This window comes from Bacillus manliponensis, assembly GCF_000712595.1.
Lineage (GTDB): Bacteria > Bacillota > Bacilli > Bacillales > Bacillaceae_G > Bacillus_A > Bacillus_A manliponensis.
Map to the genome: position 1 here is coordinate 39928 of NZ_JOTN01000021.1, position 21630 is coordinate 61557.

Sequence of the window (21630 nt, forward strand, 5' to 3'; positions counted from 1 at the left end):
CACAGACTGCCTGCATTTTATTACATTTTCGGAATCCATTCCGTTAAGTTATGCACAACATGTGTTGGATGCACTTCGTATTCTGTCAATTTTTCCACAGTTGTTACTCCTGTGTGGACAAGAAGTGTTTCCATTCCAGCGTTCATTCCTGCTAAAATGTCAGTATCGTAGTTATCCCCAACCATTAACGTTTCTTCTTTCTTTGTACCTAAAACTTTCAATGCTTGTTCCATAATAATGGATTCTGGCTTTCCGATAAAAATCGGATTTACTGTTGTGGATACCGCGATAACAGAAGTAATGGAACCGTTACCTGGTAATAATCCACGTTCTGTCGGAATTGCAATATCTCCATTTGTTGAAATGAATGTTGCTCCGCTGCGAACCGCTAAGCATGCTTTTGCTAACTTTTCATATGTAATCTCACGATCTAGTCCTACAACAACAAAGTCAGGATTTTCATCCACAAGTGTGAAACCCTTGTCTACAAGAGCATCACGTAAACCTTCTTCACCAATCATATACACAGTTGCATCTTGCTTTCGTTCATATATAAAATTCGCTGTTGCCATGCTCGTTGTAAATACTTGCTCTGGCTCTGCTGGAATATCAAAACGTTTTAATTTCTCTGCAACTTGCTCTGGCTTACGTGTCGAATTATTTGTTACGAATAAGTATGGTAAACCTCTCTCTTGTAATGCTTTTACAAAACCACTTGCTTCTTCAATTTGTTCCTCACCGCGATACATTGTACCGTCTAGATCAATTAAATAACCTTTATACATAGATGACACTCCTTTTTGCTTATGCTCTCTTTATATCTTAACCTCTTTTCCAAAAGAAAAAAACGCCCTCAAGAAAAGCGTTTCACAATGTTCATTTTTTCTCTTCAATTTTGTAAGAACAATTACAATCGCCAGCGCACATATTTGATAATACCTTCACATTTGCATCGACAAAAAGACGTTTATACATTTGTTTCTCTTCTTCACAAAGCTGTGGAAATTGTTTCGCAACGTCTATAAGTGGACAATTTTGTTTATGTAAAATAAATGACTTTTCTCCATCACTTTCAATTTCAACCATATAACCATTTTTCTCTTGAAGCAGAGCGACCTCTTGCAACTTATGAACAAAGCTCTCTTGCCTGTCCATTCTTCTTTTTAGTTGCTTTTCTATTCTTTCTGTTCGTGCCTTTAGCATTGTATTTACAACATCAAATTGCTGTAAGTCTTCAAGCATATCAAGTGCAAACTTTTTATAATCTTTCGGAAAAGAATCTTCACCTTTTTCACTCAACATATATACATACGTCGGTCGTCCAACTTGTTGTCGAACCATTTTAGAAGCGATAAGCTCTTCTTTTTCCAACTTACTCACATGACGACGAACCGCCATTTCTGTAATTTGTAATTCCTCCGCTAACATTGCAATTGTTTGTTCACCTTTTGTTTTAAAAATATGTATGATTTCCTCTTTCGTTGTACGTGCTTCCCCCATTTCTCATTCATCTCCCCTTCCTAACTAAATAATAAAGCCCCCACTAAAAAACGAGGACTTTATGCCATATTCAACTCATAATCAGTGGAGACAGAGCTCCACTGATTAAAGTTTCACTTTGTTAACTTATTGTGGAACAAATGCTGATACAGGTCCTAACTCTTGCTCTAAATATCGACGAACATTCACCGGATAATTAACTAAGGCTGCCATTTGTTCTTTCACTGTGTTGTACACAACTTCGTGGTCCATCTCAATATAGTTTTGAACAAGCATTTTACGCAGAAAAATAACCTTCTTTAATTCTTCCCCTGCTTCTTCACTTACTACTTTCTCATCGATTAAAATATCAATAATATCTTCATAACTTCCTGGGTCACGCATAATAAAACCGTCAATCATCGCATTTCCAACATCTAATACGCAATCAATCATCGTTTGAGCCATACGTTCTAACGCATAACGCTCAAGCGAATTCGTATATGTTTCATTCGCTTGGAATGTATGAACAGCTTCCTCTAAACATTCGAGCATCTTCTCAATTTTTTTACGATCTACAAAATACATGGATGTCACCTACCTGGAAATTAAAGCATTTTCATAACCATTGTACTCCTTTCTTCTGAAAAAATCGACAATTTTTCGAATTCACCTTTTCACCTTTCTTTGTTATAGTTATAATTGTATGATTTTTGAAACTGGGGGAATGACACTTTGGAACGTGAACTCGCATTAGAAATTGTCCGTGTAACAGAAGCAGCCGCTCTTGCATCAGCTCAATGGATGGGCCGCGGCAAGAAAAATGAAGCAGATGACGCAGCAACTACAGCTATGCGCACAATGTTTGACTCTGTCAACATGAAAGGTACTGTTGTGATTGGTGAGGGAGAGCTTGATGAAGCGCCTATGTTATATATCGGCGAACAGCTTGGAACTGGTTACGGTCCAGAAGTGGATATCGCTGTTGACCCGTTAGAAGGAACAAACATCGTTGCAAAAGGTCTTGCAAATGCAATGGCTGTTATCGCAATTGCTGATAAAGGCAATTTACTTCATGCACCTGATATGTACATGGAGAAAATCGCAGTTGGTCCAAAAGCTGCTGGTAAAATTAGCTTAGATGATCCAATCGAAAAGACGATTGAAATTGTAGCAGAAGCAAATAATAAACGAATTCGCGACTTAACAGTTATCGTACAAGAGCGTGATCGCCACGAAGAAATTATTGAACGTGTACGTGCAAAAGGTGCGCGCGTAAAATTATTTGGTGACGGTGACGTAGGTGCGTCTATCGCAACTGCTCTTCCTGGAACAGGTATCGATTTATTCGTTGGTACTGGTGGAGCTCCAGAAGGTGTTATTTCCGCAGCTGCATTAAAATGCCTTGGCGGAGAAATGCAAGCACGCTTAGTTCCGATGGATGCGGAGGAAGAAGAACGCTGCCGTAAGATGGGCTTAGAAGACCCACGCCAGCTTCTTACATTAAACGACCTAGTATCTGGAGATGATGCAATCTTCTCTGCAACAGGTGTATCTTCTGGCGAGTTATTAGATGGTGTAAAATTCCTTGGCGGAGACCTAGCGGAAACATATTCAATTGTTATGCGCTATAAAACAAGAACAGTGCGTTTTATTAAAACACATCACCACCTAGATCATAAACCTCACTTAGACTTAGAGATTTAATTTAAAGGAGAAGAGTTTATGGAAGAACGTTTTTTCCTATACGATGATACGGTAGAAACGAAAACACGATTCGTTAGCTTTATGGGGGAACACGAGCGTTACGATTTAGCTCTCCTCTATTCAGACCGTCACTACGGAAAAGTTATCGTATTAGACATTCAGCGCAATAAATTTGCAATTATTGGTCACGATGACTTAAATGAACCAGGTTACTTAGAGCATGCTTTTTCTGTTACCGAAGAAGTTGCTGAAGAGCTACGTTCATTTTTGTTTGAAGTGATTTAAAAAGCATCACCAGCCTATTTTGAGCTGGTGATGCTTTTTGTTTTTTAAAAATTCAATTCTTTATGATATACTAAAAGCAAATCTATTCGGAAGAAAGGATGCAAAGCTGCGTATGCCAACATTTACTGCGTAATGGACCAGCAATTGGATAGTATTGCTCTCAAAAAAGCACCAAGCTTTTTCAAGGGAGTAGTCTGCCCATTTCCCATTACACAGGAACGTAGCACATCTGTAATATGATGTTTACGGAGGTTCCTTAGCGGGGACCTCTTTTTTTGTGCTCCTATTACAAGATTCCGAATAGATGCTTACGTTCCTTTATAAAATACGAGGTGAAGGAACATGCAGAAAGTACAGCTTTCTTGGAATTTATACGAAACAAATGCGGAGAACGTCATTCAAAAACATTGTAAAAATTGTGGACAGATTACTGCTTTTACAGACTCAAATATTCGCCGGCATAACGCAAACGGAAAAAACATTTATCGCTTTGCCATCTACAAATGTCCAAATGGACACACATGGAACAAAAAATTAGAAATATATAAGGCATATACCGATCACGTTCGTCTCTTTGGTGAGCGAAGTGAAGAACAAACTGAAATAGATAATACTGTTTCCATTACCACTCATCAGCAGAGGGGCATCGATATAATTGAAATTATGCTCCGTGACATATACGGAACATTCCGTCTCGATAAAACATTAGCAATGCATATCGAAGACTGGAGCCGAAGTGCCATCGTCTCGAAACTAAATGACGGTTCTATCTTATTAAATGGGAATACCGTTAAACCAAGTACAAAATTATGTGCGGACGATTGTATATCTATTTTCGTTTCTTAAAAAGAGAGAAGCCCTTCAGCTGAAGGGCTTTTTAGCGTTCATCTCGCTTTAACGGACTGCAAGACTCCACTCTAGACAATGCTTATTTCTATCACTTACTTCTTCACTTTTCTCAATACAAAATACGAACATCCAAAATTACAGTACTCATACAAGTACTCAGATAATGTACTAATTTTTGTATCATACGTTGCACGTTGGTTGCTGTCATCAAAGAAGCCACGCAATCGAAGCTGTTCATAGCCCCAATCTCCAACGATATAATCGTATTTATTTAAAATTTCAGCGTAACGTTCTTTAAACGCCTCTTCACTATACCCGTTGCGGTAATCTTCTATTACTTCATAGTGAACGTTATTTATACATACAGTTGATACCGTCTTTTGTTTTTGCTCCATCTTTCAAGTCCTTTCCATTCATCATATAAGAGAGGAAAATTTGTTTCTTATCGAAGTTTTTCTTTATCGTATCATAAAGGGAACCAACCAACAATTTCAAATACAAAAAAACGGAAATTCGTACATGCTATTCATAAGGAGGTTCTCACAATGAAAAAATTACTTATTCTTTTTCTTCTTTCCTCATTATTTACAGCTTGTAATGTACAAGAAGAAGCTGAAATAAAGCAAGAAGAAGGAAATCGTGTTCTTGTTTCTGAGCGAAAAGATGTATATGGCAATCCAGAAAAGAGTGATCGCCTTACGAAAGTTGGCTACTCTTCTAAACAAAAAAATGAAGTATCTACTGGTCAAGTTGGCTCCATTAACCGCGAGAAGTTAGCGGAAATGATTACAGATTTAACTGTTAAGCTACCTGACGTTACAAATGCAGCAACGCTTGTAACAGACGATGAAGTCTTTATTGTCTACCGTGCAGATACAACAAACGAAGCACTTGTAGCTGATCAAGTGTACAAAACTGCGTTATCAATTGTGCCACGCTATTATAAAGCATATGTATCAACCGATCAAAAGTTAATCTCACAAATTCAAGGGTTACAGTCCGGCACAATGAATGATAAAGAATATAGACAATCCTTGGATATGTTGAAACGCGAAATAAAAAACAATCCTTATTACGAGGGGAAAAAAAGATAATATGTAATCTTCCCTCTACTTTTCCACCATTTTCATGCATAATTGTATTGTATCAATTTTAGAAAGTGGTGGAAAAGATGGTTTCAAATGCAGTTATTACAAGCATGATTATTCAGCTTGTTATTACAACCCTTGTCCCAATTATCGCGCTCGTATATCTCCGAAAGAAATACAATATTTCCTTTAAAGTTGTCCTTGTTGGGGTTATGATTTTCATCGGATTTTCACAAATTTTACAGTCTCCTATTCATATGATTGTACTAGGAAACGATACAATTAAAGGTATCCTTGATAGTAGCCCATTTCTCTATGCGACTTATGGCTCACTTTCTGCTGCTATTTTTGAAGGAGCAGGACGTTTTATCGCCTTTTTACTTGTCTTAAAAGCATATAGAAAGTATGAAGATGGCCTTGGCTATGGAATTGGACATGGCGGAATTGAATCGATTTTAATTGGTGGACTAGTTGGTGTACAAAATTTAGTCTTCGCTTTCAGTATTAACAATGGCAGCATGGCTGCTCTTATTGAAAAGCAACCGGAGCTTGGTAAAATCCAGGACGTTCTTGTAAATGCTGAAACGTATTTATTTTTACTAACAAGTGCAGAAAGAGTTATGGTACTCATTTTACAAATTGCATTCACGTTACTGATGCTATATGGCATAAAATATAAAAATCACATGTATGTTGCATATAGTGTTTTATTCCATATGTTCGTTGACTTCTTTGCTGCTCTATACCAAAAACAAGTCATCAACTTATTTGCTGTTGAGGGAATCATCTTTGTGTGTACAATCGCTGCTATTTTTGTCATCCGTAATATGAAAGAAAAACTACAAGCAGAACCAATTGAAAGCTAAGCCAATGGGCTTAGCTTTTTCATTTGCAGGATTCTCTTTCTATTTGTCGAAGTATAGTGCGGAGGGATATCAATGAAAAAGCTTATTCTTGTGCGTCACTGCTCTGCCACTGGGCAAGAACCAGACGCAGCACTAACACTTGCTGGGGAAAAGCAAGCCATTTCACTTGCCCATTTTCTTGTAGAAAAGAAACTATCTATACAAAGTATCATTTCAAGCCCTTTCAAAAGAACGATGCAATCAATCACGCCATTTGCTACAGAAATCAATATTCCCATCATAATTGATGAACGATTAACAGAACGTATTTTAAGCAGAGAGCCGATGGATGATTGGCTGCAAAAGCTTGAAAAAACATTTACGAATCTTGGCTTAGCATTTCATGGCGGAGAATCATCACAAGAAGCGATGAACCGCGTAGCACCCCTTATTCAACATGTGTTACAAAGTGAGAAACATACTACATTAATCGTTACACACGGTAACTTACTCACACTCATTTTAAAAATGTTTGATCAAAACATCGGTTTTTCCACATGGAAACAAATGAGTAATCCAGATGTGTATGAAATTACAATTACAAAAGATGAAACGAATATAAAGCGAAACTTCAATCAGTGGGGGTTTTCTCCATCCCCCACTGATTGTTAGCCCGACCAATCGGGCTTTTACGGGCTGTTAATCTCCCACCTAAACTTCTCTGAATCCTCTAAGTTTTGAAGTGGGAGTCTTACAGACCGCAAATAGCGGGCTAAAAAAACTGTGAAATAATGAAACGTCTATTACTTCTAGTTAATAAGAAAGGGGAATTATTACATCATGTATGAAGAAGTCATCTCGCTATTACATAAATCAAATACAATATACGAGAAATTTGAGCATGAACCAATCCTTGATTACGAGGCAGATCTTCTTATGCGAGAACGCCTTGGAATAGAGGGTATCCCAAGCAAAAGCTTATTTTTAAAAGCAAAAGACGATTCATATTACGTCTTTTTTACACTAGAAGGTACACGGCTTGATACAAAGCATCTAAAAGAACTAACTGGTAAACGTCTATCTCTTATTTCACCTGATGAACTAAGAGAAATAACAGGATGTGTACCTGGCTGTGTGGCCCCGTTTGGTTATACAAGTAATGTAACCATTATTGTGGATAATACTGTCTATGCGCACGAAAAATTACTTATTTCTCCTGGTGTTCCACAATTTACAATCGCATTATCAACAGAAGAATTTCGAAAGATTTTATCCACATGTGAAAATACTGTTTTTGAATATAAAAAAGAGAGCTGATGACAGCCCTCTTTTTTATTTTGCTTCTGCCGTATTTTGTTTTGCTGATTGTACTTGCTCATCTGCATGGTAAGAAGAACGAACAAGTGGGCCAGCTTCACAGTGACTGAAACCTTTGCTAAGTGCAATTTCTTTTAGCTCTGCAAACTCTGCTGGCGTGTAATATTTAATAACTGGTAAATGTTTCTTTGATGGTTGTAAATACTGTCCAAGCGTTAAAATGTTTACGTTGTTTGCACGTAAGTCATCCATTGCTTCGATAATATCTTCCGTTGTTTCTCCAAGTCCAAGCATAATGCTCGATTTGGTTGGAATATCTGGCTGCATTTCTTTAGCACGACGTAAAAACTCTAGTGAACGTTCATATTTTGCTCTTGCGCGAACTCGGTTAGATAATCGACGTACTGTCTCGATATTATGGTTTAAAATATCAGGACGTGCATCCATTAACATTTTTAAATTCTCTTCTACTCCGCCCATATCAGATGGTAATACTTCGATAGAAGTGAACGGGTTCTTACGACGAACAGCTCGTACTGTTTCAGCAAATACAGCAGCACCGCCATCCTTTAAATCATCACGTGCAACCGCTGTTATAACAACGTGCTTTAAGCCCATTTGTACAACAGAGTCTGCTACGCGTTCTGGCTCTTGTAAATCAAGCTCATTTGGTAAGCCTGTTTTAACCGCACAGAAACGGCATGCACGCGTACAAACTGCACCTAAAATCATAAATGTTGCTGTTTTTCTTACAGCCCAGCATTCATGAATGTTGGGACATTTCGCTTCTTCACAAACAGTGTGTAACTGTTTGGAACGCATCATTTTCTTTAAGCCTGTATAGTTTTCGTTTGTATTTAACTTAATTTTCAACCATTCGGGCTTGCGCTTGTATTCTGTTTGTTTTGTCATGTTATCAACTCCGCACAATATGAAATAGTTTACCATGTTCGCTTCTTTCAATGTAACATATCTATTTTATCGTAACAAAGGATTTTGCTCAAATGTAGATTTCGATATTTTTTTCCAATAATTAGCGATAATGAAATGCTCTCTATATCCCACACTAAAGATAGTGAACAAAAAGGAGGCTATTCTCGTGTATCGAAAACTGTTCCTTTTGCTTTTCGTTTATTTTTGTCTTCAGCAAGGATTAACTGTTCATGCTGCTGAGCAAGAACAAACGATATATGACAAGCGAATGATTTTATATAAAGAAATGGAAACGGCCTCATTCATCCCGTGGTATTATTTCGCTGCTATCGATCAATATGAACGAAATGTACGCTCCGTTCGCCGCGATATTCCAAAAAAACCTGATGCGGTTATTTCTATTTACTTTAAGCCCGAAATGTGGTCTGGTCCGATTAATCCCGATCCATATGATGTGCGTCCGTACACCATCTCACTTTTTGGAGGAATTGGCTTAGACGGCGACGGTGATGGATTTGCCAATATGAATAATGACCGTGATGTACTGTACACAACGGCCACAATATTAGGAAGCGGTGGTACAGATGAAGACCATATGAAGATTGCTCTTTGGGAACATTATAAACGTGCCAAAACTGTGGAGCTCATTATGGAATATGCTCGTCTTTACAACCATTACGGGCGCCTTCAATTAGAAGGAAGTGCTTTTCCTCTTCCTCTTCGTGCTGATTATAGTTATCGCAGTACATTTGGCGATAGACGAAGCTTCGGTGGACGCCGCATGCATGAAGGAACAGATATTTTCGCAGGGTATGGTGTACCTGTACGCTCAACATGTTATGGCATTATTGAAACGAAAGGCTGGAATCGCCTCGGTGGATGGCGTATTGGTATTCGCGATTTATATAACAACTATCATTATTACGCTCATTTAGGTGGGTTTTCAAAAGAAATACAACTTGGTCAAATTGTGGAGCCAGGAACCGTCATTGGATTTGTTGGTAGCACTGGTTATGGACCACCTGGCACAGCCGGAAAATTCCCACCCCACCTACATTTTGGTATGTACAAAGATAACGGCTATACAGAATGGGCGTTTGATCCGTACAACCATTTACGACTATGGGAACGAAAAGAGCGTTTGAATAGGAACAAATAACCACAGTGATTGCTGTGGTTATTTGTTCTTATATTTTTATTTTTATAATCTAATAATAAAAATATATTGTTTTTATAATTTAATTTCTATACAATTTACAAAGTAAAAAAAAATAAAAATGAAGGAGATACATATATGAAACAAATTGCAAATTGGTTTCGAGGAATTAATATTGGAAAGAAACTTATTTTTTCTTTTCTCTCCATTTTAATCATGCTAGGACTAATTATCGGTACTATATCTTACGAAACTGCTAAAAATAGTATCGACAAACAAATGCTCATCAATATAGACGAAAATGTCATTGTCCTGGACAATATGATTACAACAGCAGTTGAAGCAAAAGCAATTGATGTGGAATACTTTTCAAACCTCTTAACAGAAGATGCATATCAGGAAGCAAATATCGAAACTGCTAAAACAAACTTTATACATTACATGAACATGCATCCAGAAGTAGAGGGCATCTTCATAGGAACAGAAAGTGGCCTATTCGTAAGAGAACCTTCTATTAATCTAGATGAAGATTATAATCCAACAGAACGCCCTTGGTATAAACAAGCCATTCAAAATAGTAAGGAAGTTATTATCACACCTCCTTATCAATCCACTTCTACTAAAAATACAGTTATCACCATTGCAAAACAAACAAAAGATGGAAAAGGTGTAATCGGATTAAACTTAAAACTAGATAGCATTGTCAAACTAACGAGCTCTATTAAAATTGGCGAGAAAGGTTACGCCGTTATTTTAGATAAAGACGGAAAAGTAATCAGTCATCCTTCTTGGAAAGGTGGAGAAAAAGCAAACTATCCATTCCTTTCATCTATATATAAAAAAGATGCAGACACTATTTCTTTTATAGAAAAAGGTGCCGATAAGAAATTGGCCTATGCTACAAATAAAACAACCGGATGGAAAATTATCGGTGTCATGTATAATGATGAACTAACAGAAGCCGCAATGGACGTCTTATATAAGACGTTAGCTGTTATTTTTATCGCTGTATTAATAGGTAGTACTCTTGTTTATTTCATTACTTTATCCATTACGAGACCACTGCAAAATATCGTTACTTCTACACAGAAGATTAGTGAAGGCGACTTAACAGAAGAAATCTCTGTTCGTTCCAATGATGAAATTGGGCGACTTGGGCTCAATTTCAATGAAATGGCTTCCTCTTTACGAAATGTGATTTCAAAAATGAATGGTTCCGCTGAGCGTTTAGCCGCATCATCCGAAGAATTAACAGCAAGTGTAAAACAAGCAAATGATGCAACAGAAGAAATCACTGTTGCAATGGATCAAGTTGCAAGTGGAGCAAGCTTACAAAGTAAGGGTGTCGAAGAAGGTGCTTCCTTATTACAAGAAGTAAATGGAGCAATTGAATATGTTACACAAGGTACTGAAACAATTTCAAATTCATCCCGCTACGCAAGGACAAAAGCAGAAGAAGGAGAAACGTTTGTAAATCAAACTGTAACACAAATGGAGTCGATTCAGCAGTCAGTCTCGGAATCTGATCATATTATTCGATTACTTGATGAAAAGTCAAAGAGAATCGGAGCAATTTTAGAAGTAATTCAAAATATTTCCGGACAAACAAACTTACTAGCCCTAAATGCCGCAATTGAAGCAGCAAGGGCCGGTGAGCAAGGCCGCGGGTTTGCAATTGTAGCTGATGAAGTTCGAAAGTTAGCCGAGCAAACAGGAGAATCTTCTAATGAAATTGACCAGCTAATCGCAGAAATCAAAAAAGATATCGGACAAACTGTTTATTCCATGGAGAGCGTAAAACATGAGGTGAAATCCGGAATTGAAATCGTCAACAAAACAAAAACAAGTTTTACAGACATTCTACATGTTACAAATGACATTGCTTCCCAAGTTACAAATATGGTAGCAACAACAAAACAAATGAAAGATCATGCCAACGAAGTCACCAACACTATTGATAACATTGCAGCTGCTGCTGAAGAAAATACAGCAAGTATGCAGAACGTTGCTGCTTCTTCAGAAGAGCAAATGCATTCTATGGAAGAAATCAGTGAATCAGCGCAACAGTTATCCCAAATGGCAGAAGAATTACAAAATATGATAGAACAATTTAAAATATAACTCCTCCCTACGAGACGCTTTGAAATAATATCATTTCAAAGCGTCTCTTTTCATCTTATATTCCCTACTATTTTTTTAAAAAATATAAATATCTTTTAATTAATATTATTAGATATTGTTTCCAACCGATAAATTCTATACAATTTATTATGGGAGTATATAAAGGGGGAATTACATGAAGTTTCTTTCAAAAATAAGCATTACAAAAAAGCTTATTATTTCATTTTTAATTATTTTAACGGTACCGAGTTTTGTTATCGGAGGAATGTCGTATACAACGGCTAAAGAGAACTTCGAAAAACAAACGATGCTATCTATGTCAGCTAGTACAACAGTGTTAAATGGTATCATCGATCAGCAACTAGGTGCGAAAGCTACTGATGTTGATTATTTTGCAAATATCTTTTCTGCAAGTAGTTATGCCACAGAAAATATTGAAGCTACACGAACGAAACTAGCAGAGTATATCAGCCTTCACCCGGAAGTAGAAGGAATTTATATCGGTGGTGCCGATAAAACATTTATAAGAGAACCAAATTTGCAAATGCCTGATGGGTACGATCCAACAGAGAGAACGTGGTATCAAGAGGCTGTTCAAAAAAGTGGTCAACTTATTATAACAGCACCTTACGAGTCAAGCTCCACAAAAAATATGGTCGTGACAATTGCAAAACAAACGCCTGATGGTCAAGGTGTTGTTGGACTAAATTTAAACCTTGAGAGCATTACAAAACTAACAAAAATGATTCATATCGGCGAGAAAGGTTATGCCATCGTGTTAGATCAAAACCAACAAGTGGTTAGTCATCCGTCCATTAAAGGTGGGAAAAAGATAGAAGCTTCTTGGGTTACACCTATTTATGAAAAAGACAACGGAACAGTTTCTTATAAAGAGAATAGCGATGAGAAAAAGCTTTCATTTACAACAAATAAAAAGACAGGTTGGAAAACAATTGCTGTTATGTTTGAAGATGAAGTAACAAAAGCTGCAGAACCTGTTTTCTTAAAAACATTAATGATTGTAATCATTGCTGTTATGAGTGGCAGTGCGCTGATCTACTTTATGACCCTATCTATTACAAAGCCATTAGGGCGTATTGTGACATCTGCCAAAAAAATTAGCGATGGCGATTTAACAGAAGAAATTCCAGTTCATTCTAAAGATGAAATTGGCCAATTAGCCGAAAGCTTTAATGATATGGCCACTTCAATTCGAAATATAATTATACAAATGAATGAATCTTCTGGACGTTTAGCTGCATCATCCGAAGAATTAACAGCAAGTGTTAACCAAGCAAATGATGCAACAGAAGAAATTACAACCGCAATGGATCAAGTCGCAAGCGGCGCACAGTCCCAAAGCGAAGGTGTCGAAGAAGGAGTCGCATTATTACAAGAAGTAAACAAGGCAATTATGCACGTTACACAAAGCTCCGAAACGATTTCTACTTCTTCTACATATGCAAGACAAAAAGCTGAAGAAGGCGGCGCATACGTTGAACAAACGGTTTCACAAATGGAGTCAATCCATCAATCTGTCACACAATCAGATGATGTCATTAAACTACTAGATGAAAAATCAAAACAAATTGGTGCGATTTTAGAAGTGATTCAAAGCATTGCACAGCAAACAAATCTACTTGCTCTAAACGCGGCAATTGAAGCTGCAAGAGCTGGCGAACATGGACGCGGATTTGCAATTGTTGCCGATGAAGTAAGAAAATTAGCTGAACAAACAGGACAATCTTCAGGAGAGATTGCAAAGTTAATTACTGAAATTACAGCAGATATTCATGAAACAGTAAAATCTATGGGCGAAGTCAAACATGAGGTACAACATGGAATTGAAGTTGTCCAAAAAACAAAAACGAGCTTCGTGGACATTTTAAAAGTAACAAACGAAATCGTCTCCCAAATTACAACAATGACAACGACAACGAAACATATGGGAGAAAATGCAAACGATGTAACAAATGCAATTGATGAAATTGCAGCTGCTGCTGAAGAAAATACAGTAAGCGTACAAAATGTCGCAGCTTCATCCGAAGAGCAAATGCATTCTATGCAAGAAATCAGTTCAGCGGCAAAACAACTCTCACACATGGCCGAGGAACTACAAAGCATGATTGAACAATTTAAACTAAAGTAATAAAAAGGCGAGCAAAAGGATGAAACCTTTTGCTCGCTTTCTCTTATGCCAACGTACCATCTGTATTTAAATAATACCACTGACCTCCCTCTTGTAACCAGCCTGTCTGCATTTCTCCTGAACTATTTAAGTAATACCACTGACCTCCTACTGATAACCAACCTGTTTGCATTTCTCCTGAACTATTTAAGTAATACCACTTACCCCCAACAGATAACCAGCCTGTTTGCATTTCTCCTGAGTTATTTAAGTAATACCACTTACCCCCAACAGATAACCAGCCTGTTTGCATTTCTCCTGAACTATTTAAGTAATACCACTTATTCCCTACTGATAACCAGCCTGTTTGCATTTCTCCTGAGTTATTTAAGTAATACCACTTACCCCCAACAGATAACCAGCCTGTTTGCATTTCTCCTGAACTATTTAAGTAATACCACTTATTCCCTACTGATAACCAGCCTGTTTGCATTTCTCCTGAGTTATTTAAGTAATACCACTTACCCCCAACAGATAACCAGCCTGTTTGCATTTCTCCTGAACTATTTAAGTAATACCACTTATTCCCTACTGATAACCAGCCTGTTTGCATTTCTCCTGAGTTATTTAAGTAATACCACTTACCCCCAACAGATAACCAGCCTGTTTGCATTTCTCCTGAACTATTTAAGTAATACCACTTATTCCCTACTGATAACCAGCCTGTTTGCATTTCTCCTGAGTTATTTAAGTAATACCACTTACCCCCAACAGATAACCAGCCTGTTTGCATTTCTCCTGAGTTATTTAAGTAATACCACTTACCCCCAACAGATAACCAGCCTGTTTGCATTTCTCCTGAACTATTTAAGTAATACCACTTATTCCCTACTGATAACCAGCCTGTCTGCATTTCTCCTGAGCTACTTAAGTAATACCATTTTCCTCCTGATGCTACCCACCCTGTACTTACTTCTACATATGATAATTTCGCATCTTTTAAAATCTGTTGATAACTAGCTTGCTTCTCATGATTCATTTTGATTTTCCTTGAAAGCTCCTGTGCATAATTTGCTGTTGCAGCAGGATACTTTGTACGGTCCCACGTATGGTCCTTCGCAAGTTGCTCATCACTAACATTAAAATACGTATATATCACGCGATTTACTTTATTAGGAATCGGATCATTAAACGTTGTATCTAGGTGATACCATTTCCCATCAATTTGAACGAGATTCCACGCATGAGCTCCGCCGTTTCCAGTTCCTTCTACAATTTCTACATTCAAACCTGCATCTTTTAGTAGTTGATACGTTAATAACGCATACCCTTGGCATACAGCAGAACGTTGTTGCAACGCTTCATACGCCGTATATCGCTGCAAGGATGTATCATATGCAAGTAGCTTTACAACATAATCATGAATTGCCTTTACTTTTTCATGTTCATCCATATTTACATGAGTAATAGACTGCACAATTTGTTTTGATTGCTCTTTCACATAAGCAACTTGCTCTTTCGATTCTCGATAATTTACTGTAATTGTAAGGGTGTAATTACCGGAATATCCACGAATTGAAAAGTTTGAAGATCCTACTGTATAAAGAAGATAATCATCTTGCTGTAAAACAGCATTATATGTAGCCTTAACCTCATTTAATACCGCTTTTAAATCTTCTTGCTTCGTGTTGTGAGAAAGGATAATCTTTTCTTCACGATTATTCAAATGTACTTTAAGTTGTCCTTCTAACTGCTGCAATAGCTGTTCCTCATATTGCTGAGCTGTTCCATTTGCATATACAGACGGAGTCATTGTACTAAAAGTAACTACCGAAGAAAGCATTGCAGCACATATGTATTTTTTATATTTTTTCATTATAATCTCATTCTCCCTTATCTATTTTTTTATATCTCTACTATTATTTAAAAATATATATCTTATTTTTTCAATAATAATACTTAATATTAAAATAAAAAAATATAAATAATAAGGTGGAACTTCAATCAGTGGGGGTTTTCTCCATCCCCCACTGATTGTCAGCCCGACTAATCGGGCTTTTACAGGCTGTTAATGCGGGATAAAAAGCGGACCAATCACTTATCCGCTTCCTTTTCCTTTTTATTCGGGACCACTACACTACCACTTCCATAATAATCCGGTACTTTCCCTTGTACAATTTTCGTTGCAATTGGTATTTCTTGTTTTACTTTTACTTCCTCAGCATGAAGGGGAATCAGCACTTGCAACGCAACTTCTACTTCCATCACAACTTGAATTGCTGTATTGTTAATCCCATGTTCTTCAAATTTTTGTTTAATATCTGTATGAACATGACCAACTGTTGTAAATTGAACTGGAATATTCGGCCCCATATTACCAAGTAGCGCATTATCAGTAATTCTTCCAAGTGGAACTGACATTGCTATCCCGTCTTTTTCTAACGTACCAATTGCTTTTGTATCTCCTTCCCCTACTTCATGTAAATACTTCTCTATGTATGTTGTTGTTGATGTCAAAATCTCATTGACTTGCTTTGTATTCACATCAATTGTAGATACGTTTCCATTTCTATCAGTCTTTACCTTCATTAAAGAATCAACGTCGAACCCTTCATCTATTCGATCTTTTACTGCTTTTGTCATCACAGCAGTCGCAACTTTCTTTGACTGCACTTCAGCATATTTTATTAACGTTGGTTGAATACTTTTATTTACAAACCATATCCCTTGCACCGTCAAAATGATAAAAATGATGAATGAAAGTAGCAACACGTAGCGAAATGGGAGTGGACCCTTTCGTAATTGTGACATTTTCAGACGAAATAAACGCATAGAAAATCCCTCCTTCATATTTCATGTGTATGCAAAAAGGAGGGACAATATATACTTATATCATTTTTAATAATGCGTCTTTTCCAATTGTACCTGCTGGAATACCTAAATTCTCTGCTTCTATTGTTACAGACTCAAGCGGTGCTTCTAGCAGCTGTTCAATCGTTCTTACACCTACAGCACGCCCTGCGATAATGCCTCGATCTGCCAATTTTTCATTTAATAAACCAACATCTAGCGCACCACACATAATATATCCTTTATCACTCATAACAGCGAGTAAATTTGTCTTTGGAAGCTTTACGCTCACTGCTATGAATGTATAGTTATCAATGACAATTGGCTCTATATTGACCATAGCCCCCACTCCTCTCCCTTTATCTTTATGAAAGGGGAAAAATGAGTGTGACTACAGTTTTACAGAAGAGGCAAAAGACGCTAACATCTCTGTTACCACATCGCGCAAAAGTTCTGGCATATAGTAAAGCTTCTCTTTTTGCGTCGCAATTTCTGGATATAAATACCCAAATGTAAACATGTCAATCGTAGCAACTGTGTATATCCGATCTGGTTGCAATGATTCTCCATTAATTAGCACATCTTGCAATAATATTTTATTACCTGGAATTGTGTCAGGAATTACTTCTACACCTGCGTAAATCATTTTCCCCATCACTTTCCCGCGGAAGCCTAATCCTTTTACTTGAAGCTGCTCCATGCTCTCTTTACGCGCTTTTAAAATAACTTCACGAAGCGTCTTTCCTTTCATATGTACTTTACAAGGGTTAATAGGATGTGGACAAATGCGATGAATATCACCTCGTGTAACCACACCTTCTGGCAGTCCATCTAATAATACACCTGCGTTGACCATGCCAATTTCCGCGTCACACCAATCCTTTAATGCCTCTGCTAACATGTTTGAAAACGGCGTTTCTTCAAACCAATCAACGGAAAGTGGCTCTTTTAACTGCACAACAGGCTCGGCCATTATCACGCTGCTTTCTCGTTCTAAATCTGCTAATAAGGCGTTCTCTTTCATATACGTGCCAAGCTCAGCATTTGGGATTGCTCTAGCATCTTTGCGTACAACACGCTTACAATCAAGATCAACCGTAATTTCCACATGACCAACGTAATGCCCCCACTTCTCACAGCAACAAAGAAGTGTATCATTGATAAGCATACCGCGCTCAAATAAGTGGTGTGTATGTGCTCCTAAAATCACATCAATTTCATAATGCTCGGCAATATATTCATCAGCACTTTTTCCAAGGTGAGAAAGAAGCACGACAACATCAGCTTGCGAACGAATTTCCTCTAATACGCTCTCAAGTGGTCCAATCGGATCCTCTACTTGCCAATCAAGCTGTGCATAAAAATCAGGATAAGCAACAGTCAAACCGATAAATGCAATCGTAATACCATTTTCAAGCGTCTTTAATTCATATGGCTTTGCCCACTTCGGACGCGCCCCATCACGCTCAAACAAGTTCGCAACAAGCACTTCAAACTGAGCTTTATTATATAATTCATCTAACTGTTCCTTTGCAAGGGTAATCCCTTCATTATTACCAATTGTTACATAATCATATAACGCTTCATTTAATAAAAGTGTGTTTCCTTTTCCATTTGTCGCTTCTGTTATCTTATGAAAACGATCCACATGATCGCCAATATCTAAAGTGAATACAGCTTCATCCGCCGCTTGATGACGTTTTTTCTCTTCTCGTACAAATCTAGAAATTTGCGGCCAATTTTCAAAATGACTATGTATATCATTTGTATGATAAAGGTGAATGGTAACTTCATTTTTCGTATGCAGAGAAAAAACCTCCTCTCATTTCTCCATGTACTCATTCATACGCTACTTACGCGTAGGAATCCTGTAAATACTTTTCGCCTTTTCTTGCTATTTTACATTGTACTGCGATTTCATGGAAAAAGAAAAGATTCGGGGTTAAAAACATGAAAGCATTTCTTTTTTAAATTTAAAAGTGCCACTAGCCGTGCAGAATAACGGTCAGGTCCTTTGACTGCCATGTGCTACGTTAATGCGGGATAAAACAAAAGTAGAAGGTAGGAGCTTTTCTCTTTCTGTTTTGCAGGGCTCTAGCTTATTTTGTTGAAATTTAGAATATATTTATATACAAGGAGGAATACAAATGATTCTAGAAGCTGTTATGCTTCAAGTCAAAGAAGGATTGGAACAAGAATATGAGAATGCATTTAAAGAAGCATCACCGATTATTTCTTCTATGAAAGGCTATATCAATCATGAATTACAAAAATGCATAGAAGTCCGTGGAAAATACTTATTATTAGTCAAATGGGAAACGCTAGAGGATCATACAATTGGTTTTCGAAAGTCTCCCGAATATGAAAAGTGGAAAGAACTGCTTCATCATTTTTATGAACCGTTTCCGGTTGTGGAACACTTTGAGATGATACAAACTTAATTAGTACGAAAAACAACCTAACAAATAAAAATGCCTAGAGCATCATAGCTCTAGGCATTTTTTCATTGTCATTCTCCCTTACATGAAAATATATTAATTACCACTCGATTTCACATACTTCATATATACCAGATAATTAATTCCACTTTTCTTACTATGTTTTGGTTTCATGCGCTTTATCTCTTTATAACCTAACTTTTCATATAGCTTAGCTGCATTAGTGTTTGTATCCGCAACTTCTATTACGTACTGACTATATTGTGGAAAAGAAAATATAGAGTTCATAAGGGCAGTTGCAACACCTTTACCGCGGTATTTAGAAGTTGTTGCAACAAACTCAACCGATGCAATCCCTTCCCCTACCTCAAATGGAGGTTTTTCAAATTCCGATTTTAAAAAAATAGAAGCGAGTATTCCTTTATAAAATCCGAGATGCTTCCTTAATTCTTTATTATTAAGACGAACAGAAGAACGCTCACCGGTTATACAAGCAGTTATACCTGCAATTTCACCATCTACGAAAGCACAGTAAAAAACATCATCGATAAACATATGCTCAAAAGCCTTCGCTAACTTCTTTCTATCCTTGGAGAAAAACGTTAGATCCTTCCCAAAAGCATCAACGAAAACCTCACTTATTTTTTGCTTTGCATCTTCTCCTAGTTCACTTGCACGTTTAATTTCAATCATTGTAATTCCTCCCTTCTAATGAGATATTCTTTTAAAAATCCATCACAAAATGCACCTTTAATTTTTATGTAAATACATTCTATCATTATGTTAAATATTATTCCTTATTCTATAATCCCGTTCATTTACATACAAAAATAGAAGCGCCCTGTTTAACAGAACGCTCCTACTTTTCATCTATTCAGCTTTGATAGCTAGAATGCTCAGTGGCTTCTACTTTTAATTACTAACTACTTTATAAACATTCAAAACCCCATTCCCATAAAAATTCTTACTATGCTTTTTATCCACACCATGTGTATATAAAAACTCAACTGCTTTTTCTGGCTCATCTTTCAATTGATATTTATCCACAATTAACGCTAATGCGCCTGATACTTTTGGCGCAGCAACAGAGTTTCCAGCGCTATAAAAATAACCATCGGGCCATGTGCTTAACACTTTTTCATTTACGAGAAGACGTTGATCCATCTGTGGATTATTACGGTACTGTTCGAATAACCTATAATCCCCACCATGAGCTACAATGTCGATAAAGTTATCCCCATAGTTTGAAAAGATGGACAGTTGATTTGTCGGTCCGACTGATGCTACCGTCACAACGTCTTGTAAATCTGCCGGAATATCTTTTACTTCACCAAAGAAAGAGATACCATCTTTCGCGTAAGCGTTTGTTAAGTAGTCTCTCATTTTTGTTTGATCTCTCACATCTAAACCGTCATTACCAGCTGCTGCAACAACAATACTGCCTTGTTCTTTTGCAAACTGTATTGCTTTTTCGTACGCTTTAATTTCAGCAGAACCCTTTTTTAACTTCTTATCTCCTGCAAACGATACACCGTCTACTAAATAACCACCTAAACTTAAGTTAATGACGTCGACATCATCTTTTGCAGCTTCCACAATTGCTTTTATAATCCAAGAAAAATCAGCTGTTTTTCCACCAAATACACGATACGCTTTAATCCCAACTTCAGGTGCAACACCTTTCACTCTACCATTCGCAGCAACTTGTCCAGCCACATGTGTTCCATGACCTAACTTATCCATTAAATAGTTTGGATTGCCACTTTCTCTTCGTTCTTCTCCTCTGAATCCACCTTTTGGAACAAGGTTTTTGGATCCTGATACAATGTTATCTTTTAAATCAGGATGTTCAATGTCTAAACCAGAATCGATAATACCAACGACTGTGTTCTTACTTCCAGAGTAGATGTTATAACTTTCTCCATTATTCGTAACTGCCTTCATATCCCATTGATGCTCAAATAAACTATCAGAAGGAACAGCCTGACTTGTACTTGTTACTTCAGGAAAAACAGCCCGTGCTGAAGGATTATAAGAATCGATTAGTGAAATCTTGCCTAGCTGCTTCATACTACTTTCTGTCATTTTTACTTGAACGAGTCCAACTTCATCAACAGTGTATGTAACCTCCCCGTTATGTAAAGGGACTTGCTCTACAACTTCATTCATTTTCTGTTTATCTTTTACTAAAATTGTATAGTAATTTGTTTGTTCCTCTGCATGAACTTCATGTAAAGGAAATGAATAACACTGTACAAAAGCCAAAAGAAATAACACGAAACATTTCATTTTTCTCAATTTGATCACCTTATTCTTTATTTTTGGTTCATTTTAACATTAAATCCTAATATAAAGAACAAATAATTATAAAGATATAAAAAAGCGTCCTGTTAAACAGGACGCTTCATACTGTTGAAAAACAATCTAGTCAATA

Annotated in this window: 22 protein-coding genes; 11 read left to right on the forward strand and 11 right to left on the reverse strand. The window is 37.1% G+C overall.

Going from position 1 to position 21630, the window contains the following annotated elements; all coding sequences use genetic code 11:
• Nucleotides 1-20: 20 nt before the first annotated feature.
• From BAMA_RS19095 to hepT, 3 genes are all read right to left on the reverse strand, one after another.
• The gene (locus BAMA_RS19095) at nt 21-785 is read right to left on the reverse strand and encodes a TIGR01457 family HAD-type hydrolase (protein ID WP_034642407.1); all 765 of its coding nucleotides are present in this window, start codon (nt 783-785) and stop codon (nt 21-23) included.
• 91 nt (nt 786-876) lie between these two features.
• On the reverse strand, nt 877-1500 hold the full coding sequence (locus BAMA_RS19100; RefSeq protein ID WP_034642408.1) for a helix-turn-helix transcriptional regulator: 624 nt from the start codon (nt 1498-1500) through the stop codon (nt 877-879).
• Between the two features lie 126 nt (nt 1501-1626).
• Nucleotides 1627-2067 carry a type VII toxin-antitoxin system HepT family RNase toxin gene (hepT, locus tag BAMA_RS19105; RefSeq protein ID WP_034642409.1) on the reverse strand — a complete coding sequence of 147 codons (441 nt, stop codon included), beginning with the start codon at nt 2065-2067 and terminating at the stop codon, nt 1627-1629.
• 147 nt (nt 2068-2214) lie between these two features.
• Here hepT and glpX point away from each other — a divergent pair, with 147 nt between their 5' ends.
• The 3 genes from glpX to BAMA_RS19120 all read left to right on the forward strand — a co-directional run bounded on the left by glpX (nt 2215) and on the right by BAMA_RS19120 (nt 4317).
• The gene (glpX, locus tag BAMA_RS19110) at nt 2215-3186 is read left to right on the forward strand and encodes a class II fructose-bisphosphatase (protein ID WP_034642410.1); all 972 of its coding nucleotides are present in this window, start codon (nt 2215-2217) and stop codon (nt 3184-3186) included.
• Nucleotides 3187-3204: 18 nt separating this feature from the next.
• Nucleotides 3205-3471, forward strand: a complete 267-nt coding sequence (locus BAMA_RS19115; RefSeq protein WP_034642411.1) for a DUF3055 domain-containing protein — start codon at nt 3205-3207, stop codon at nt 3469-3471.
• 342 nt (nt 3472-3813) lie between these two features.
• Nucleotides 3814-4317: a hypothetical protein gene (locus BAMA_RS19120; RefSeq protein WP_034642412.1), complete on the forward strand. Its 504-nt coding sequence runs from the start codon at nt 3814-3816 to the stop codon at nt 4315-4317.
• A 95-nt stretch (nt 4318-4412) separates the two neighbouring features.
• On the opposite strand, the gene BAMA_RS19125 is transcribed toward BAMA_RS19120, so the two are convergent.
• Complete coding sequence (locus BAMA_RS19125; protein ID WP_034642413.1) at nt 4413-4715, reverse strand: YutD family protein; 303 nt, start codon at nt 4713-4715, stop codon at nt 4413-4415.
• Between the two features lie 150 nt (nt 4716-4865).
• Here BAMA_RS19125 and BAMA_RS19130 point away from each other — a divergent pair, with 150 nt between their 5' ends.
• From BAMA_RS19130 to BAMA_RS19145, 4 genes are all read left to right on the forward strand, one after another.
• Nucleotides 4866-5414, forward strand: a complete 549-nt coding sequence (locus tag BAMA_RS19130; RefSeq protein ID WP_034642415.1) for a YhcN/YlaJ family sporulation lipoprotein — start codon at nt 4866-4868, stop codon at nt 5412-5414.
• Between the two features lie 77 nt (nt 5415-5491).
• On the forward strand, nt 5492-6274 hold the full coding sequence (locus BAMA_RS19135) for a YhfC family intramembrane metalloprotease (RefSeq protein ID WP_034642416.1): 783 nt from the start codon (nt 5492-5494) through the stop codon (nt 6272-6274).
• 72 nt (nt 6275-6346) lie between these two features.
• On the forward strand, nt 6347-6925 hold the full coding sequence (locus BAMA_RS19140; RefSeq protein WP_051759032.1) for a histidine phosphatase family protein: 579 nt from the start codon (nt 6347-6349) through the stop codon (nt 6923-6925).
• Between the two features lie 168 nt (nt 6926-7093).
• Nucleotides 7094-7570 (forward strand): YbaK/EbsC family protein, encoded by a 477-nt coding sequence (locus BAMA_RS19145; protein ID WP_034642418.1) that lies wholly within the window; start codon nt 7094-7096, stop codon nt 7568-7570.
• Between the two features lie 15 nt (nt 7571-7585).
• Here the strand turns inward: BAMA_RS19145 and lipA are convergent, their stop codons facing one another.
• Entirely contained in the window at nt 7586-8482 is an 897-nt protein-coding gene (gene lipA, locus BAMA_RS19150; RefSeq protein WP_034642420.1) for a lipoyl synthase, read from the reverse strand.
• 187 nt (nt 8483-8669) lie between these two features.
• Here lipA and BAMA_RS19155 point away from each other — a divergent pair, with 187 nt between their 5' ends.
• The 3 genes from BAMA_RS19155 (at nt 8670) to BAMA_RS19165 (ending at nt 13929) form a co-directional block, all read left to right on the forward strand.
• Nucleotides 8670-9662 carry a M23 family metallopeptidase gene (locus BAMA_RS19155; protein WP_034642421.1) on the forward strand — a complete coding sequence of 331 codons (993 nt, stop codon included), beginning with the start codon at nt 8670-8672 and terminating at the stop codon, nt 9660-9662.
• A 135-nt stretch (nt 9663-9797) separates the two neighbouring features.
• Nucleotides 9798-11780, forward strand: coding sequence for a methyl-accepting chemotaxis protein (locus tag BAMA_RS19160; RefSeq protein ID WP_034642423.1), 1983 nt, complete (start codon nt 9798-9800; stop codon nt 11778-11780).
• 175 nt (nt 11781-11955) lie between these two features.
• Complete coding sequence (locus tag BAMA_RS19165) at nt 11956-13929, forward strand: methyl-accepting chemotaxis protein (protein WP_034642424.1); 1974 nt, start codon at nt 11956-11958, stop codon at nt 13927-13929.
• 43 nt (nt 13930-13972) lie between these two features.
• Here the strand turns inward: BAMA_RS19165 and BAMA_RS25510 are convergent, their stop codons facing one another.
• The 4 genes from BAMA_RS25510 to BAMA_RS19185 form a co-directional block, all read right to left on the reverse strand.
• On the reverse strand, nt 13973-15784 hold the full coding sequence (locus tag BAMA_RS25510) for a transglutaminase domain-containing protein (protein ID WP_051759033.1): 1812 nt from the start codon (nt 15782-15784) through the stop codon (nt 13973-13975).
• A gap of 218 nt (nt 15785-16002) precedes the next feature.
• Nucleotides 16003-16740, reverse strand: a complete 738-nt coding sequence (yunB, locus tag BAMA_RS19175) for a sporulation protein YunB (protein WP_034642426.1) — start codon at nt 16738-16740, stop codon at nt 16003-16005.
• A gap of 55 nt (nt 16741-16795) precedes the next feature.
• Nucleotides 16796-17098, reverse strand: a complete 303-nt coding sequence (locus tag BAMA_RS19180) for a YunC family protein (RefSeq protein ID WP_034642428.1) — start codon at nt 17096-17098, stop codon at nt 16796-16798.
• Nucleotides 17099-17149: 51 nt separating this feature from the next.
• On the reverse strand, nt 17150-18565 hold the full coding sequence (locus BAMA_RS19185; RefSeq protein WP_200874703.1) for a bifunctional metallophosphatase/5'-nucleotidase: 1416 nt from the start codon (nt 18563-18565) through the stop codon (nt 17150-17152).
• A 340-nt stretch (nt 18566-18905) separates the two neighbouring features.
• On the opposite strand from BAMA_RS19185, the gene BAMA_RS19190 reads away from it, so the two are divergent.
• A complete protein-coding gene (locus tag BAMA_RS19190) occupies nt 18906-19199 on the forward strand; it encodes an antibiotic biosynthesis monooxygenase family protein (RefSeq protein WP_034642430.1) in 294 nt (97 codons plus the stop codon).
• A 93-nt stretch (nt 19200-19292) separates the two neighbouring features.
• Here the strand turns inward: BAMA_RS19190 and BAMA_RS19195 are convergent, their stop codons facing one another.
• Entirely contained in the window at nt 19293-19889 is a 597-nt protein-coding gene (locus BAMA_RS19195) for a GNAT family N-acetyltransferase (protein WP_034642432.1), read from the reverse strand.
• Between the two features lie 219 nt (nt 19890-20108).
• Nucleotides 20109-21485 (reverse strand): S8 family peptidase, encoded by a 1377-nt coding sequence (locus BAMA_RS19200; protein ID WP_034642447.1) that lies wholly within the window; start codon nt 21483-21485, stop codon nt 20109-20111.
• Between the last annotated feature and the right edge of the window lie 145 nt (nt 21486-21630).

Coding starts and splice junctions, on each gene's coding strand:
- BAMA_RS19115 (WP_034642411.1), top strand. CDS start 3,205: ATGGAAGAACGTTTTTTCCTATACGATGATACGGTAGAAACGAAAACA.
- BAMA_RS19195 (WP_034642432.1), bottom strand. CDS start 19,889: ATGATTGAAATTAAACGTGCAAGTGAACTAGGAGAAGATGCAAAGCAA.
- BAMA_RS19165 (WP_034642424.1), top strand. CDS start 11,956: ATGAAGTTTCTTTCAAAAATAAGCATTACAAAAAAGCTTATTATTTCA.
- BAMA_RS19190 (WP_034642430.1), top strand. CDS start 18,906: ATGATTCTAGAAGCTGTTATGCTTCAAGTCAAAGAAGGATTGGAACAA.
- hepT (WP_034642409.1), bottom strand. CDS start 2,067: ATGTATTTTGTAGATCGTAAAAAAATTGAGAAGATGCTCGAATGTTTA.
- lipA (WP_034642420.1), bottom strand. CDS start 8,482: ATGACAAAACAAACAGAATACAAGCGCAAGCCCGAATGGTTGAAAATT.
- BAMA_RS19140 (WP_051759032.1), top strand. CDS start 6,347: ATGAAAAAGCTTATTCTTGTGCGTCACTGCTCTGCCACTGGGCAAGAA.
- BAMA_RS19160 (WP_034642423.1), top strand. CDS start 9,798: ATGAAACAAATTGCAAATTGGTTTCGAGGAATTAATATTGGAAAGAAA.
- BAMA_RS19135 (WP_034642416.1), top strand. CDS start 5,492: ATGGTTTCAAATGCAGTTATTACAAGCATGATTATTCAGCTTGTTATT.
- BAMA_RS19125 (WP_034642413.1), bottom strand. CDS start 4,715: ATGGAGCAAAAACAAAAGACGGTATCAACTGTATGTATAAATAACGTT.
- BAMA_RS25510 (WP_051759033.1), bottom strand. CDS start 15,784: ATGAAAAAATATAAAAAATACATATGTGCTGCAATGCTTTCTTCGGTA.
- BAMA_RS19100 (WP_034642408.1), bottom strand. CDS start 1,500: ATGGGGGAAGCACGTACAACGAAAGAGGAAATCATACATATTTTTAAA.
- BAMA_RS19095 (WP_034642407.1), bottom strand. CDS start 785: ATGTATAAAGGTTATTTAATTGATCTAGACGGTACAATGTATCGCGGT.
- BAMA_RS19120 (WP_034642412.1), top strand. CDS start 3,814: ATGCAGAAAGTACAGCTTTCTTGGAATTTATACGAAACAAATGCGGAG.
- yunB (WP_034642426.1), bottom strand. CDS start 16,740: ATGCGTTTATTTCGTCTGAAAATGTCACAATTACGAAAGGGTCCACTC.
- BAMA_RS19145 (WP_034642418.1), top strand. CDS start 7,094: ATGTATGAAGAAGTCATCTCGCTATTACATAAATCAAATACAATATAC.
- BAMA_RS19130 (WP_034642415.1), top strand. CDS start 4,866: ATGAAAAAATTACTTATTCTTTTTCTTCTTTCCTCATTATTTACAGCT.
- BAMA_RS19200 (WP_034642447.1), bottom strand. CDS start 21,485: ATGAAATGTTTCGTGTTATTTCTTTTGGCTTTTGTACAGTGTTATTCA.
- BAMA_RS19180 (WP_034642428.1), bottom strand. CDS start 17,098: ATGGTCAATATAGAGCCAATTGTCATTGATAACTATACATTCATAGCA.